This window comes from Shewanella sp. GJ50-10 (assembly GCF_055808815.1).
The window spans coordinates 3,511,150-3,527,765 of record NZ_JBVVSS010000001.1; the positions used below are offsets into that span (position 1 = coordinate 3,511,150).

The 16,616-nt window shown below is 40.4% G+C and carries 11 protein-coding genes and 1 pseudogene; 8 read left to right on the top strand and 4 right to left on the bottom strand.

What is annotated here, in order from left to right:
• The first annotated feature begins 145 nt into the window (after window positions 1–145).
• Both AC0L4E_RS14825 and AC0L4E_RS14830 read left to right on the top strand, forming a co-directional pair.
• The gene (locus tag AC0L4E_RS14825; protein ID WP_473679818.1) at window positions 146–550 is read left to right on the top strand and encodes an SMI1/KNR4 family protein; all 405 of its coding nucleotides are present in this window, start codon (window positions 146–148) and stop codon (window positions 548–550) included.
• An 89-nt stretch (window positions 551–639) separates the two neighbouring features.
• On the top strand, window positions 640–1,140 hold the full coding sequence (locus AC0L4E_RS14830; protein WP_473679819.1) for a DUF4447 family protein: 501 nt from the start codon (window positions 640–642) through the stop codon (window positions 1,138–1,140).
• Between the two features lie 71 nt (window positions 1,141–1,211).
• On the opposite strand, the gene AC0L4E_RS14835 is transcribed toward AC0L4E_RS14830, so the two are convergent.
• Together AC0L4E_RS14835 and AC0L4E_RS14840 are read right to left on the bottom strand one after the other, a co-directional pair.
• Window positions 1,212–1,871: a glutathione S-transferase family protein gene (locus AC0L4E_RS14835; RefSeq protein WP_473679820.1), complete on the bottom strand. Its 660-nt coding sequence runs from the start codon at window positions 1,869–1,871 to the stop codon at window positions 1,212–1,214.
• Between the two features lie 157 nt (window positions 1,872–2,028).
• Window positions 2,029–4,623: a TonB-dependent receptor plug domain-containing protein gene (locus AC0L4E_RS14840; protein WP_473679821.1), complete on the bottom strand. Its 2,595-nt coding sequence runs from the start codon at window positions 4,621–4,623 to the stop codon at window positions 2,029–2,031.
• Window positions 4,624–4,937: 314 nt separating this feature from the next.
• On the opposite strand from AC0L4E_RS14840, the pseudogene AC0L4E_RS14845 reads away from it, so the two are divergent.
• The 3 genes and pseudogenes from AC0L4E_RS14845 (at window position 4,938) to AC0L4E_RS14855 (ending at window position 8,809) form a co-directional block, all read left to right on the top strand.
• Window positions 4,938–6,199 (top strand): annotated as a pseudogene (locus tag AC0L4E_RS14845) (NRAMP family divalent metal transporter).
• Between the two features lie 164 nt (window positions 6,200–6,363).
• Window positions 6,364–6,834, top strand: a complete 471-nt coding sequence (locus AC0L4E_RS14850; protein ID WP_473679822.1) for a YehS family protein — start codon at window positions 6,364–6,366, stop codon at window positions 6,832–6,834.
• Window positions 6,835–7,120: 286 nt separating this feature from the next.
• The gene (locus AC0L4E_RS14855; protein WP_473679823.1) at window positions 7,121–8,809 is read left to right on the top strand and encodes an NAD-dependent malic enzyme; all 1,689 of its coding nucleotides are present in this window, start codon (window positions 7,121–7,123) and stop codon (window positions 8,807–8,809) included.
• A 133-nt stretch (window positions 8,810–8,942) separates the two neighbouring features.
• Here the strand turns inward: AC0L4E_RS14855 and AC0L4E_RS14860 are convergent, their stop codons facing one another.
• Together AC0L4E_RS14860 and AC0L4E_RS14865 are read right to left on the bottom strand one after the other, a co-directional pair.
• Window positions 8,943–9,626, bottom strand: a complete 684-nt coding sequence (locus AC0L4E_RS14860) for a Crp/Fnr family transcriptional regulator (RefSeq protein ID WP_473679824.1) — start codon at window positions 9,624–9,626, stop codon at window positions 8,943–8,945.
• Between the two features lie 28 nt (window positions 9,627–9,654).
• On the bottom strand, window positions 9,655–10,089 hold the full coding sequence (locus AC0L4E_RS14865) for a DUF3069 domain-containing protein (RefSeq protein WP_473679825.1): 435 nt from the start codon (window positions 10,087–10,089) through the stop codon (window positions 9,655–9,657).
• A 636-nt stretch (window positions 10,090–10,725) separates the two neighbouring features.
• Between AC0L4E_RS14865 and AC0L4E_RS14870 the strand changes: the two genes are divergently transcribed.
• Genes AC0L4E_RS14870 through AC0L4E_RS14880 form a run of 3 tightly spaced genes read left to right on the top strand, consistent with a single transcriptional unit; the run spans window position 10,726 to window position 16,487 of the window.
• Window positions 10,726–12,582 carry a tetratricopeptide repeat-containing diguanylate cyclase gene (locus AC0L4E_RS14870; RefSeq protein WP_473679826.1) on the top strand — a complete coding sequence of 619 codons (1,857 nt, stop codon included), beginning with the start codon at window positions 10,726–10,728 and terminating at the stop codon, window positions 12,580–12,582.
• Window positions 12,583–12,588: 6 nt separating this feature from the next.
• Window positions 12,589–14,547 (top strand): diguanylate cyclase, encoded by a 1,959-nt coding sequence (locus AC0L4E_RS14875; RefSeq protein ID WP_473679827.1) that lies wholly within the window; start codon window positions 12,589–12,591, stop codon window positions 14,545–14,547.
• On the top strand, window positions 14,544–16,487 hold the full coding sequence (locus tag AC0L4E_RS14880; RefSeq protein ID WP_473679828.1) for a tetratricopeptide repeat-containing diguanylate cyclase: 1,944 nt from the start codon (window positions 14,544–14,546) through the stop codon (window positions 16,485–16,487). Before AC0L4E_RS14875 ends, AC0L4E_RS14880 begins: the two co-directional genes overlap by 4 nt.
• Window positions 16,488–16,616: the final 129 nt, after the last annotated feature.

Sequence of the window (16,616 nt, forward strand, 5' to 3'; positions counted from 1 at the left end):
AAGTTTCATCTATTTATCGTTAGACCCCTTCCTTTCGCACCTTAATTTAAGGTGCTTTTTTTTGTCTTTTTGCCGATGAGATAATTGGTTATAGGCGTTATTCAAGCTATACTCCCGCCATTATTGCCGATAACTGGAAACACTGATGAATGACATCATTGAAATGCTTCAAGATTTAAGCGAAACGGTACCTGTACCACTTGAATTACCGACATTCGAGCAACTGGTAGAAGTTGAAGAACAAATCTTAATTTCGCTACCTAATGATCTAAAAGAATACCTGCTTTTTGGCAGCGATGTGATTTACGGTTCCATTGAAATGGTCACCGCATCAGATCCATATTCGCATACCTTTTTACCGGAAGTGACCAGCTATGCTTGGTCAGTGGGTATGCCAAGAGAATATATTGCCATCTGTCAGCAAGGGGATAACTTTTACTGTATCGATCAAGAAGGCAATGTGCGCTTCTTTAAAAATGGTCGCATGGCAGACATCATGTGGGAATCGTTGTGGGATTGGATCCAAGACATTTGGCTGAAACGTAAATAGCCATTAGTTAATAAGCAAAACCGATACATCGCAATCGATACGCGACAACCAATTTGCACTCGAAATACATTACATTTATAGGAACTATCATGGCTAAATCAAACGCCCTAAACGCAATCGAAATGAAGTGTTTACGCTTATCATTAGGGTTAAGTGTTGAGCAAATTGCTGAGCTAACTAAAAGCACAGCTGAAGCCGTGACAGCTTGGGAAGCTGGCGAAGCCGATGCACCTGAAGTTGCGCAAAAGAAGTTGCTTGAAATTGAAGATACCATTGAGATGCAAGTGCTTAATACCACTGACGGCATCGAAGCGTTATTTAAAACTGAGCCTAAGCGTCGTTTAGCGTTTGTGGTTTACCCAACTCAAGCCATTTACACTCAGTACAACCCTGAATTTTTAAGCTCACTACCTTTTACTGAGCTTTATAATACTGCGGCATGGCGAATCAAAAAAGAGTGCCAAATTGTATTAGAAGTGGAAGTTAGTTTAATCCCACTTGAAGTTGAAGCTTACAAAAGCTTCCGCGCTGATAACGGTATGAGTGAGTCTCGTGAAAGCCGTGCAAAGTGGGCAGCGACTCAGCTTTAATATCTTATTCGATAAATAAAAAAGGAAGCATCAGCTTCCTTTTTTTATGTCTAAAATTCACGATTTAATCATTATTCTTCTTGAGCTGCTTTAGCAATCGCTTCAGATTTCTCTAACGCCCTAGTCATTGCAGGTCGCTGCTTTACGCGATCTCTATAGGCTGCGAGTTTAGGGGGTATCGTTTGTTCAAATACCGTGCCCCACAGTAAGGTTTGAGTCAGTAAAATATCTGCGATAGTTAACTCATCACCGCACACATAACCCGACTCTGGCACCCATTTTTCAGCAATAGCAGCTGCTTTATCAAATTCAAATTTTGCCACTGGCAGCATAGCATCTAAGCGTTGATCATCTGGTAATGCAAATCGGTGTTTACCCATACTCCAAAGCGGCTGCTCTAATTCACAAATAACAAAGCTAACCCACTGATGATGAATAGCAGCTTGAGCCGTTCCAGCGGCAGGTAAAAACTGACCCTTACCGTACTTTTCAGCTAGGTATTGTAAAATTGCTGCCGACTCGGTTAGCACTAATTCACCGTCCGTTATCACAGGCATTTTTCCGCTTGGATTCAACGCTAAAAATGATTCAGAACGATTATCGCCTTTGGCAAAATTAAGGAATCTAAACTGCCAGTCAACTCCAAGTTCTTCCAATAACCATGAAACACGTAACGCTCGACTACGCGGTGTGCCATATAAGGTAATACCTGTGCTTGCTTCTATTTCCATGCTTTAACTTCCTTTGGCTAATTAACAACTGAACCAGACTTAGTAAAATCAAACCTATTTTAAACGAACATCACCGAAAATGAGTTCAATAAAAAGACGAGCCTAAAGCTCGCCTTCTGTCTTAAGCTAGGAGTTAACCTAACATATGTTCAGTTAATTAAAACTGATAACTGACTTTACCGTACCATAATGCGCCAATGGCAGAATGAGTGGCTTGATCGTATCCCATAAAGTCGGCTGCGCTGAATGAAGGTTCTTCATTCAGTACGTTATTGCCACCTAGGGTGAGTGACCAATGGTCGAAACCGATGTAAGTCACGTTCAAGTCTAACGTCATCATTGAGTCAATCGTACCCGTCGCACCTGCATCAATGTTATCTGCGTATTCGCCGATATAATTTAAGCGTGCACTGGTTTGCCAGTCGGTGTAGCCCCAATCCATGCCACCCGTCCAGCGATACTCAGGGTGTTGATATTCTCCAGCAAGTTCACGAGTCGAGCCGTCTTCACGTACCTGATCAAAACTATTAACCCAAGTCAGGTTATAGCTAAAGCCAAACTCGCCAGCACTTTGGGTATTCATCATGTATTTGACGTCAAAATCAACGCCATCAGTAGTTTGACTACCTAAATTGGCAAATTGGTCGTAGATTTCAATAATACGTCCCGGTACGCCATTCGCATCTGTCGGCTCACGTTTAACGACACTCGGATCGTCACCTTGAGTATTCACCAAGTATTGGGTATCGGATGTGATGAGTCCCTCTTGATCATAGTTCCAGTAATCCACTCCAACACTTAAACCATCTGTAATTTCCCAGATACCACCGAAGTTGTAAGAGGTTGACTCTTCAGGTTGCAAGTCAGGGTTACCCGAAAAAATAACCGTACGCTCTTGCGCGGTACAGTCTTCTTCAAGCCCAGTTAATGGACAACGCACCGCATCAACTAAGCCTGGAGATTCCTGTGATGGGCCTAAACCTAACTGCACTAAAGATGGTGCTCTAAAGGCTTCACCCCAACTTGCACGGAAGGTAAGATTATCTAACGGGGTGTAGCGCAGAGCAATTTTAGGGTTAGTGGTATCACCAAAGTCGCTATAGTCTTCGTATCTAAGTGCTAACTGGGCTTCGAGTTTCTCAAATACAGGAACCGCTAACTCAATAAATAGAGAGGTTTGGTCACGCTCTCCATAAGCTTCTGTGGCTTCGGTACCGAATATTTCGCCGCGCTTAAATAACTCATCAGGGTTATCAGATAACTCTTCTTCGCGATATTCAAAGCCCACCGCCATCGCTACACTACCCGCTGGCATATCAAATAAATCGCCAGTAATTTTACCGTCAAATGCATTAGTGGTGGACTTACCGTTACGTGTGGTATTGACGCTGATATCGTCAATCACATCACCTTGCTGTGTTGTCGCAAGTGGATTAAAGGCACCTGAATCAATTGCTTCTTGTAAGCGTGGTGTCCACACAAAGCCTTGCTCACCGTATTCATGGTTTCGGTTGTAGGAATAAGTGTAAGCTAGCTCCCACTCCCAATCTGACAACATGCCATTTAGACCTAATACAATTCGAGCACTGTCAGACTCTGATGACTTTTGACGAGGCCCTGTTTCAGTTAACCTGCGGCGCATAGTTAAGTCTTCACCAGGGAATGGATTCGTAGCCGCACCGCTGGTAAACAATGGGTTGTCATTTCGCATATAAAACTCGCCAAATGAAGGACTTGCAGCTCCTTTGACCACACTTTCATTGTGCTGATACATCAATTCAGCGAATAAACTCAGTTCATCATTAAACTCGTAATCTTGAAATACCGATAAGCCCATACGGGTTGATTCTGGCACTGATGTCATCAGCGGGGCGTAATCATAGCGGCAGTAATTCCCTTTAACGCTATCGGCTGGACAATTGACATCAGGTGTCCAACTGAATAAGTCAGACTTGGGCGTAATTGAGCCATCTGCGCCAATGGTTGCTGGAATATAAGAGCCTGGGTTACCTGCAGATGATCGAAAATCATCACCACCATTTGGGGTTTGATCAGCAGAGCTTGAATAATCGCGGTCGGCAAAAAGGGTTTCGCGCTCTTTAAAGTAATCAAATATAACTGTGGTATGTGACTTACCGTCGGCCGCTTCTGTGCCCCACAGTATTGATCCCGCTTGCTGACCGCCACCATCTTCAACGGTTTCAGCAAGTTTGCCATTGACTTCAAATCCTTCGAAATCCTTTTTCATAATGATGTTAATGACACCAGCAATCGCATCAGAGCCATATGTCGCTGATGCGCCATCTTTGACAATATCGATGCGTTTCACCGCCGAAATAGGAATTGAATTGATATCAACAAATGCAGTATCAATAGACTTGGCAAATGATGAAACCGCAATACGGCGGCCGTTCAACAATACCAAAGTTGCATCGGCGCCTAGGCCGCGTAGCGATACCGCAGCGCCGCCATTCGCCGTGTCATCTGAGTTATTACCTTGAGTTGAAAATGTGCCGCTCCCTGACACGGGTAATTTACTCAATAACTGCGAAATATCTTGCGCGCCTGAGCGAGCAATATCTTCAGCACTTAACACCGTCATCGGTGAAGCACCTTCTAAATCAGTTCGTTTAATATGGGTTCCTGTGACTTCGATGCGTTCGACTTCGGGTTCGGCAGCAAAAGTAGTAGGAGTGAGGATGAGTGATACGGCAGCGGCACAAGCGCTCTGCCAGAATTGAGGTCGTTTCATAATTGTCCCTAATATGAATTATTATTTTGAATAGGCTCAACATCATTTTTAAGCCTTTATGCCTCCAATAAGAATGACTTACGATATTCCTTATCAGAGCCAATTCCACAAGCACTATATTAGTGCATCATGTTTTTCTAACATAAATAATCCACACCAGATGTCAATGGCTAGTTTTTAATCACTTGTAACAGAACGCTTTATTACTTACATTTTGTAAACAATTTGTTATTTTGCGCATTCAGCAAAATATGACATAGTCATACATCAGCTTGAAACTGAATAGCAATTTCACCTTAAACAATAAGAACATGATGCCGACGACACAAAAAGCCACCAGCAGTAATTACTCAGCCACCACATTATTTGCCAGTCTTGGTCCAGGGATTTTGATGGCCGCTGCCGCTATTGGCGCATCTCATTTGGTATCTTCCACCCGCGCTGGCGCAGAGTTTGGATGGCAACTCGTGTGGGTGGTGCTATTGGTTAATTTTCTTAAATATCCTTTTTTGCCGCTGGCGCTCGTTATACCGCAGCAAGCAATGAAAGTTTATTGCACGGCTATTTAAAACAAGGCCGCGGCTATTTGTTAATGTTTACTTGCTTAAACACCATTGCGGCCATTGCTAGCACTGCGGGTGTCTGCATGTTAACCGCCGCGATGCTGACTCAATTCATTCCCTTACCCATCGATGTGTTAGCCTTTTTAGTGTTAATCAGCTCTTTAGCTGTGTTGATTTTAGGTCATTATCAACTGCTAGATAAAATGACCAAAGTCATCATGCTGGCATTAACCTTAACCACCCTTATCGCCGTAGCCCTCGCTTGGCAACATTATCAAGCACCCGCTATTGCAGATACTTCGACTAGCCCTTGGCAATGGGCTTATGTTGGATTTTTAGTGGCAATGATGGGCTGGATGCCCGCGCCGATTGAAGTCAGCGCGTGGAATTCGTTATGGTTAATCGAAAAGAAAAAAACACAAACAATCACCAGTAAACAAGCTATTTTCGATTTCAACCTAGGTTTTATCGTCACAGCTATTTTAGCCATAGTGTTTCTTGCACTTGGCGCTTTAGTAATGCATGGAAGCGGCGAAACATTCTCAAACTCTGGCGCTGTTTTCGCAGGTCAGTTAGTTGATTTATATAGCGATGTAATGGGTGAACAAACCCGTTATTTAATTGGCCTTGTGGCTTTCTTGTGTATTTTCAGTACCACAGTGACTGTCATTGATGGTTATAGCCGTACTTTAGATATTGGCTGGCAATTATTAAACAACAAGCAAGACTGCTCAAAAAGGCTAACCCGAGTCATGTTAATTGTGTCGGCACTGGGCTTAGCATTAATTTGGTTTTTCAAAGGCGCACTACTGCCACTACTTGAGTTTGTCATGACCCTAGCGTTTTTAACCACAGTGATTTTTGCATGGTTAAACCTTAGATTAATGACCAGTGATGCCCTACCGGAAAAACACCGTTATGGTACAAAAATGAAACTATTAGCATGGACAGGGCTCGCCTATCTGGTTGGATTTTCTGGCTTATTTATTTATTGGAAGTTAGCCATTCAGTAAATCCAGCAATTATTGCCATTTACCTTTAGGCTTTTAACTGTTTAATTGCAGATAATCTGAACTATTAGGCTATTTTCAGGTATAATCCGCGTCCGATTTTTATTTAATAACGGGTATTTTAATCCTGCTATTAAAAAACTGCGCAGCCGCGCCCAGAGACTTATATGATTAACAACGATATTATTCGCCGTCTACGTTTTGTATTTGATTATTCGAATGCCAAAATGATTAAAGTTTTCGCTCAAGCCAATGTTGAAGTCAGCACTGATGAAATCATCAGCTTACTAAAAAAAGAAGCGGAAGAAGGCTATAAAGCCTGTAATGACAAAGTTATGTGTCAGTTCCTAGACGGACTAATTATCGAAAAACGTGGTTTACGTGAAGGCAGTGAAGTGCCAGCACCAGTTAAAAACCTCACCAACAACCTAATCTTTAAGAAGCTACGCATTGCGCTTGAACTTCGTGAAGATGACATTATTGAAATTTGTGGTTTAGCAGACTTTGTTATTGGCAAGTCAGAGCTAGGCGCATTGTTCCGTAATCCTGAGCACAAGAACTACAAAACTTGTGGCGATCAGATTTTACGTAACTTCTTACACGGCTTATCAATCAAACACCGTGGCGTTGAATTATAAACGCCACTGTTTGAGGAAATACCGATAAATGCACAGCTTAGGCTGTGCATTTTTGTATCTAGTCCCTACTTCAACATCAAATTCAAACACACCCTATAAACCACAACGTCAAACTCAGGTTCGATCAGTTCTAAAAAAAGTGTGAAATAGCTCACTTAACAGACCACAAAAAATATAACTTGTGTTAACCTTCACCGATAACAAAAAACGTCTACTATTAGACAGTCGCAAGCGTCTAATCTTAGCTAGAAATAACAGTAATTCGACACTGATAATAAGGTTTCCAATGGACGATAATAAACGCCCTCTCTATCTTCCTTTCGCAGGTCCAGCCATTCTTGAGTCTCCTTTGCTAAATAAAGGCACAGCCTTCAGCGAAGAAGAGCGTATTTACTTTAATCTTGAAGGGCTAATTCCTTGGGTTATTGAAACCATTGAAGAGCAAGCTTCTCGTGCTTACGAACAATATAAGAGTTTCAGTAACGATCTCGATAAGCATATTTATCTGCGTAATATTCAAGATACTAACGAAACCTTATTTTATCGTTTAGTGCGTAACCACATCAGTGAAATGATGCCTATCATCTATACCCCAACAGTCGGCTTAGCCTGTGAGCGCTTTTCGAAAAACTATCGTCGAAACCGTGGCCTGTTTATCTCTTACGATAACAAAGACCGTATTGACGATATTTTAAATAACTCTACTCGCCATAAAGTTAAAGTCATCGTTGTAACTGATGGCGAACGTATCTTAGGTCTTGGCGACCAAGGTATTGGTGGTATGGGGATCCCAATCGGTAAGTTATCTTTATATACCAGTTGTGGCGGGATCAGCCCTGCTTATTGCCTAGCGATTACCTTAGATGTGGGTACTGATAATCCAAACTTATTAGACGACCCTATGTATATGGGATCACGTCATCCACGTATTGGCGGCGAAGAGTACGCAGACTTTATCGAGGAATTCATGCAAGCGGTGAGTCGCCGCTGGCCTGAAGCGTTAATTCAATTTGAAGATTTCGCTCAGAAAAATGCCATGCCATTGCTTGAGCGTTATAAAGACAGATTCTGTACTTTTAATGACGACATTCAAGGTACTGCAGCTGTGACAGTTGGCTCATTATTAGCGGCATGTAAAGCTGCTGACACTCAGCTATGTAAGCAACGTGTTGCCTTCCTAGGTGCGGGTAGCGCCGGTTGTGGTATAGCCGAAGCCATTGTGGCGCAAATGGTTGCTGAAGGGATTTCTGATGAGCAAGCTCGCTCACAAGTATTCATGGTTGATCGCTGGGGTTTATTGCTTGATAACATGCCAACCTTACTCGACTTCCAAAAGAAACTGGCACAAAAAACAGTGAATGTTGAGCAGTGGGATGGTTTTAGCGATCATATTTCATTACTTGATGTCGTCAATAATGCCAAACCAACAGTATTAATTGGTGTATCAGGCGCGCCTGGTTTATTCACAGAAGAAATCATCCGCGCTATGCACAGCCATTGCAAGCGCCCGATAGTGTTCCCATTATCAAACCCAACTAGCCGTGTTGAAGCGACACCAAAAGATGTGCTGCATTGGACTTCAGGACAAGCATTAGTCGCAACAGGTAGTCCGTTTGAACCAGTGGTCATTGATGGCGAAACCTTCGAAATAGCTCAGTGTAACAACAGCTTTATCTTCCCAGGTATCGGTCTAGGTGTATTAGCTAGCGGTGCAACGCGCGTGTCAGATGAAATGCTAATGGCATCAAGCCTTGCACTATCTGAATGTTCGCCTTTGGGTAAAAATGGCTCAGGTTCACTACTGCCTGCCCTTGAAGACATTCAGGAAGTGAGTAAGTACATTGCCTTTGCCGTGGCGAAAAAAGCCATTGAACAAGAGCTGGCCTTACCCTGTCCTGACGAGCTGTTAACTCAGAAGATTGATAGCAACTTCTGGGAGCCTGAGTACCGCCGTTATAGACGTACTTCGTTCTAATATTTGAGGGCTAAAGCCATCAAATATTGAGCACAAAAAAAGCCTAGCAATTGCTAGGCTTTTTATTGGGCATTTGGTCATGATTACTTTAATAACAAATCACGCACTATTAAATAAGCCATATAGGGTTGAATTACATAACGACTTTATCTTCTAACGCCTTACACATACCCACATAATTGGTAATGATCATTTTGCCTCTAACCAATTCAATGAAACCTTGCTGGGCAAACTTATTTAGTACTTCATTGACTCGAGGGCGACTAACATTTGCTATTTCACTCAACTGTTGTTGAGTAATTTTGATTTCAATTCTTGGCGCATCAGTGTTCTTTTTACTGCGAGCAAGTTCCAATAAGAAGAAATTAATCCGCTCTTCAATACCGTAAAAAGATAAATGCATCCCTTGTACAAGCTTAGGACTATTAGTTCGCATAATGCTATAAAGTAGCTTATATACTTCACCGTTTGTTTCCGCCAGTGTGTTTAAGTCCTTTTTAGGAAAAAACAAACTTTTTAGCGGTTCAAGCTCACACGTGTACAAGTTGATTCTTGGATAAATTTCAATCGCAACAGCGCCAACCCACATTTGTTTGCCAAAAATAAAGCTGGCAAGTGGGCGATTGTCAAGACTGGTGGTTGCAAATGTTCCGAGGCCTTGTACGCAATACAACAAACCACGCTGCTGATCGCCATCAATAAGAGTTGAATATTTATCAACACCATCTATCTCAATTGCGACATCTAGAATGTCAGCTTTTGTTCGCTCGCTTAATTCGCAAGGCCAGATGATTTGATTTGTTAATATTGACGTCATTGGATTTCCAAACATTTGCTATTACAAGTTATGCAGACATAACTTGTTTAAAACTATTAAACATCGAACGATCCGTTCGGGCTTTCTTCAATTTTCTAATACTTTCTTTCAGTGATTGCTCAGCTAAGCGACCAAAAACACCGTCATACTCTTTTTCATCAATGGCTTCATCTGAATCAGCGTCATCAGCAATTTCTTGAGCGACACGGCTTAATTGCATCCACGCATTGGCAATATAGAAACCATGAAACTCAGCTTGCGGCATCAATTTCTGCGCACTCGCAGGCATTGCATCCCAGCTTTTGGCGAATAAGCCGGCATTATCTTCAATTAACTCTTTAAATAAGCCTTCATAAGCTTCAAGCAATGTCTCTGGTAATTTGTCCATCGGCAGTACTTTGTTGGCTACGTTGAAAGACACTTGCTTAGCTACTGCTTTATACTCTTCAGTCACATGACTCATTTTATATTTCTCTCTTAATTTAAAAGTACTGCTGGATTTCAATCACTATCAAGTAACTCAATAAAGTACACCCAGCAAAGGCGCTTACCTTAATGCCTTGAGTAATTCCAGTAAAGCAACATAGTCCAAGTAAGCTGCATCTTTGAGATATTCACGAACTTACGTCTTTCGTAGGCTTTAAAAATAGTTGCCTAATCAAGATTAGATCAAAAACAATTAATTATTTAACTGGCCCAATGCCAAACGACGCTTAAGAGAAAATATAATTATTTGGTATATTTAAAAAAACAAAAATTCTCAAAATATCAACGCATTTGTTTAGTGAATACGATGAATTCATTTCAAATTAAATTTAGAAAAAGTAAGTGAAATAGAAGACTAACAAAGTGGGTAGACAGATGACTAGTAGATTAACTTTCATTCATTTAAACTTAACGTTTGTATCAATAAAAGTTGTTATTTAAATAACAATAACCCGCTAATTCGCCTCAAATAAAACAACAATCAATTACATAAAAACCACTTTAAAGCTTTAATTGAACAAACCGGATTATATGTCATAATAAAGTCAGACATTTCAACTCACATGAGACATATTCGATTAAAATCCTGCTGCACTTTGTATTAGCTATATTCTTGTGTGTCTCGATTTTCACAACTCAAGCTACAGCTAACGACAATAATAATGATCAGACAAGCCAACAAAGAATCGATCATTTATTTGATATATTCAATGAGGGCGAAGAAGGCGATCTTGAAAAACTAGCTGCTTACTTAGCCGAGCTTGAAATTCTCATTCCTCAAGATGATATAAAGCAGCAAGAAAAACTCATTCCTCTTCAATGCTGGTACCACCCTTCAGAAACGTCAGAAGAATTTAAACACGCTATAAAACACGCTGAAGAATTAATGGAGCGTCATCAGAAAAGTTATCCATCAGCCCTTCACGCAGACTTATTACTTTGTCGCGCATCCCATTATCAATATTCAGGCAAGCCTCAACAGGCCAAACTAGATTACGACGCTGCGATTCAAGAAGCTTATCAAATTGAAGACCTACGCTTAATTGCCGATGGCAGAAGCATGCGCGGTGCCATGTTGTCCTATGAAGGAGACTACACTGGCGCACTTGAAGACCTCATCCCCGCGCAATCAATGTATGAACAACTTAAATTAGATTATTGGGCACGAGTCAACTTAAGCGAGATAGCCAATAGTTATCGCCGTTTCGGCGATCCACAAATGGCGCTTAAATATCAACAAAAGCTAGAAAAAGTTTACCTTGAAAATAATCAAGATGTAGAAGCTATCAATGTGAATACCCAAATAGCTTATTCCTACGAAGAACTCGGCAAAAATGAACTAGCACTTGAGCGATTCGAGACAAGTTATCAATTCTGGGTGAATAGAGACCAACCAATCCCCGCAGCGGGTGCTGCGGTTGATATTGCAGGTATTCAGTTAAAACTGGGTCAAGTTGATTTAGCTATCGAGACTTTAGAGCTCGCAGAAAAGACAATTACCATAGAGCTTGATGGCTTATTTAGTTTTATGAAGCTATTTAGGGCTCAAGCTGCATTAATAAAGCAGCAACCAGAAGAAGCATTAGACTATGCGATCGAAGCCGAAATGGGATTCGATGTCAGTAAAAATGAACGAGGCCTAAGCCAAGTTTACACCTTAAGAAATAAAATTTACTTATTTTTAGAAGACTATCAATCTGCCCACCACGCTTTAAGTGATTATTTGTTGTTGCACCATAAGCTCGATAAAAAGAGTCTCAGCAGTCGTAATAGTGAAATGCGGGCACGATTTAATACCGATAAAATCGAATCTGAAAATCAGACATTACAACAAATACAGAGGATCAAAGAACAAGAACTCAAAGTATTAGAGAAGAATAAAGAGTTACAGCAAATTATCATTTTTTTAGTGGCCATTATTCTAATCATAATGACCCTATATGCGATAAAACAGGTTAAACGAAAGCAGTTATTCAAGAGCCTAGCACTTACTGACGAGTTAACGCAATTAGCCAATCGTCGCCACACATATAACTTGGCAAAGAGTTATATTGAACAAGCACGTAAAGAGAATACTCATTTTTCGCTAATATCATTCGATGCCGATCATTTTAAGAAAGTAAACGATACGCTTGGCCATGATATTGGCGATAAAGTGTTAATGCTACTAGCTGAGGTTTCACGTAATTTAATGCGTAAGTCAGACACTGTAGGCCGTGTTGGTGGTGAAGAGTTTTTGATTTTATTACCAGGCACCAATGAGCAACAAGCTCAAGAGGTCGCCGAGAGGTTAGTGAGTAAAATCGCCAATGCTAATTGGCAGAGTATTGCTCCAGAGCTTAAGCAAACTATTAGTGCGGGCGTGAGTCAGTTTGACAATGATAGTAACTTAGAAGCGCTATTGTTACGTGTCGACAATGCTCTTTATCAAGCAAAGTCTGCAGGAAGAAACTGTGTTAAGACGGTATAAATAACCTTGCAAAAACATATTCGATGTAACGATTATCATAGATATCTCATCCGTATTTTTATCACTATTATCGTGTTGTTCGGGCACATTTCATTTTCAGCCTCAGCCAACACAATAGAGAATAAGGCGGCAGATAAGTTAATAAGTCAGTTTGAAAGTGATCAACTGACGGGAACGCTATATTTTGATGAAAAACTACTTGAGCTTGAAGCTCTAATAGATGAAGAAGATAAACCAAGATTAGAAAAACTTTCTACCTTAAGCTGTACTCGTATCCCATCTGGTTCAAAAGAAAAACTACAGGCTTTTGTTACTCAATATTCAAACCTTGAACAACAGAGTTTTTATTATCAATCTTCGCCCATATTACTTAATTTGTGCCGCTCTATTGCGCTAATGTACTTAGGTGAGTTGCAACAATCTGAGCAGATAAATCAACAAATGCTAGCCAAAGCAGAGGCATTAGGAGACACCAAATTAATTGCCGATGCATATTTTACAATAGGCCAATTAAGCTTATTTAAATCCCAGTTTTTAAGCTCTATCGACAATATGTCGATATCTTTTGAGCTTTATCAAAAGCTGGGCTATTGGAACACTGCCAATATTAATATTATCTCCTTAGCCAGTGCTTACCGTCGTTTGGGAGATAACAAAAAAGCCCTCTATTATTATAATATTGTTGAACAACATTTTATCGAGAACAATAAGCCCAATTTATTGGCCACTGTAGAGCAAGCTATGGCTTATATTAAACTCGATAGCGGTGACTACCAAGAGTCACTGAATTACTTTGAGAAGATATATCAGGTCGCAGTAAAATCTAGAAGTGACTTGTACGTGGCTGAAATCGCTGTCGATATGTCAGCACCTTTGATTAAACTTAACCGCTTAGATGAAGCAGAGAAGTGGTTAGATCAGGCTCAACCTTTTATTAAAGCTAATAATTATTCTCACTTTGGCTATATGCACACTTACTACCTTGAATTGCGATTACGCCAAGGGCAATACGAGCAAGCATTAGTGCATTTTATTGAAGCCAAGAAGAGCTTTGATAAATACAATAACAAGAAAGGCCTAGCCATTGCTTATCCTGTGGTTGCAGAGTTGTATGCTCAACAGGGAGACTTTAAGTCAGCTAATCATTGGCATCATGAATTTTTAACCATTCACAATCAAATGGATGAAATTGCACAGGCCACTTTCAATTCTGAAATGCGTATTCGATTTGACTCAAAAGAGCTTGAAGAACAACAAAGTCAGTTAATTGAATATCAAGAGTTAAAAGAAAGCCAACTTGAAGCCTTATCAACCAAGCAACAGTTACAATATGTCGCTATAGTGCTCACCTTTATTTTCATTGTGATATTGGCTATTTTCTTCGTCAAACTCATATTAAAATCCATCCAATATAAGCAACTTGCTTTAACTGATCCACTGACGGAAATCCCTAATCGACTGTTTGCTTATAAGGTAGTAAACCGTTTATATTCCCAAAAATATAAGTTCTCGATTCTACTCATTGATGTTGACCACTTTAAAGCTGTAAATGATAACTTTGGCCATGATATTGGTGATACAGCATTGCAATTAATCGCTCATAAAATTAATAAAATCTGCCGTAAAGAAGACACCTTAGCGCGTATTGGCGGTGAAGAGTTTCTGGTTATTATGCCCAATGCTGACGACACCGATGCTATCAGTCTAGCCAGTAGAATTAACCAACACGTTAAACTCATTGATACCCAAGAGCTGTCGATGCCAACCCCATTTACTGTCAGTATAGGCATTGCAACAGTCACTAATGAAAAGACAATCTCGCCATTACTTAAAAAAGCAGATATCGCATTATATCAAGCAAAAAATGCTGGCCGAGATGGCTACGTGAATTATCAATCAGCTCTTGAAGATGAAGAAGGTTTACCACAAAACCTGCAATCATCAGAGCAGGAGCACAGCCAATGATCCGCCATCTGATCGCTGTCATGTACACCCTTACCATGTCGATATGGTTAACAGCATTTTTCACGGTTTCTTCGCAAGCCTTTGCATTGGGCGCTGATAAAACTCAAATAACTGCAAGCGAGAAGAAAACATTCGACAACCCAAGGTTTGAAGAAATATTTGAACAAGTTGATGACGGCGATATCAATGATGCCAGTTACCCCGTTTTAATTGATGAAATGGCACAGCTAATCGCTGAAGGTGACATTGAGCGTACTTACCGCCTAATGCCCAAACAGTGTATGGCCTATAATTTTTTAGAAGAACAGCAAAATCAGAATGCTCACGAGTTTCTTAGCTACATCTATAAGAATTATCCAGACATACCACCAGCGATTAGAATTAGCCTGAAACTCTGCGAAGCGACCTTGTTGCGCTACAAAGGCGAGATTACTGAAGCTAACGTAATGGTGAAAGCTGCCCTGAAAGACGCTCAGCAAATAGAAGATGAGCGACTCATTGCCGATGCTTATTCGATGCTAGGTCAAATCGCCTCCTACACAGGAGATTTTGCTTTTGCACTTAAAAACCTACTAGAAGCTTATGAGCGTTATCAGCAATTAGAATTAATCACTCTTGAACGCTTAGGTTTGCTGGATTTAGCCATCACTTATCGCCGTCTTGGTGAAACAGAAACTGCGCTGAAGTATTACTCAGAACTTGAACAAGCTTTTAGCGACAGCAATCAAATTGCCTTAGTTATGTTAGTGAAAAATGACATGGCTTATGCCTATGAAGATATCAATGAATATCAAATGGCCGCTGATTATTATTTAGCTATTTTTAAATACTATGAGAAGGTGCATTCAGATCCTACTTTTACAGCTCGTGTTGCAGTCGATATGTCATCGGCTTTAATCCGTCTAGGCCAGTATCAGCAAGCATTGGATTATCTCGACAAGTTTGAAGCGGTGATCAGCCCATCAGTTGATACCCATTACAGCTTTTTACATCTTTATAAAGCCCAAGCGAAACATGGTTTAGGCTTATCTGAGCAAGCCATACCTCATCTTGAAAAATCCACAGCAGGCTTTAATAAAAACCACAATAAGCGTGGTCATGAAATGCTACTAGAACTCAAAGTGGAAATTTATGAATCCTTAGAACTGTGGCAACAGGCTTACGAGGCACAACTTGAGCTTTATGACATTCACCTCATTCTAGATAAAGCGCTTGAAAATCAAGCTAGCACAGAAATGCGTATAAAGTTTGATAGCGAAAAAATTGAAGCTGAAAATGCCGAGTTAGTGGCGTTTCATCAGTTAAAAGATCACCAACTGACTATTGAACAAGACAACGAGAAATTGCAAATTATCACTCTTGCACTGGGTTTTGCATCGATATTATTGTTAATTTTATTCAGTCTCTATTTCAATAAAAAATCTAAACAACTTAAGGAACTTGCGTTAACTGATTTATTAACTCAATTACCCAATCGACTCTGTTTTTATCGAGATGCTCAGGATGCGTTTAATCGATTGTCACAGCATCAACAGCCCTTTTCGATAATCTCTATAGATATCGATCATTTTAAACAGGTTAATGATCAACATGGCCACAGCATCGGCGATATAGTGCTAAAAACCATTGCACAAATATTCCGCCGTAAGTTATCACAAACAAGTGTTATGGGGCGTGTAGGCGGTGAAGAATTTTTAATATTACTACCTGATACTCGCTCCCAAGCTGCGATTAAAGCAGCTCAAGCCATTGTTGATGAAGTAAATTTTGTCGAGTTTAGCAATTTTAGTGAAAACTTATCGGTAACAGTAAGTGCAGGAGTCGCGACCTATAAAGACGAAGCTAACCTTACCGAAATCATTAAAAAAGCCGACTTAGCTTTATATCGAGCTAAAAACCAAGGCCGTAATCAAGTGGTTTACTTTCGTGATGATGCTTAGCCTGCCGTTAGCGAGTATAATTATGCTTGGAAATTCTAAATAACTATAACTACTATACATTCTAGGCTCTAAATCTAATATTCAAGTTCCCAGTAAAAGCTCTATAACCGATTCAAACTCTAGTATAAG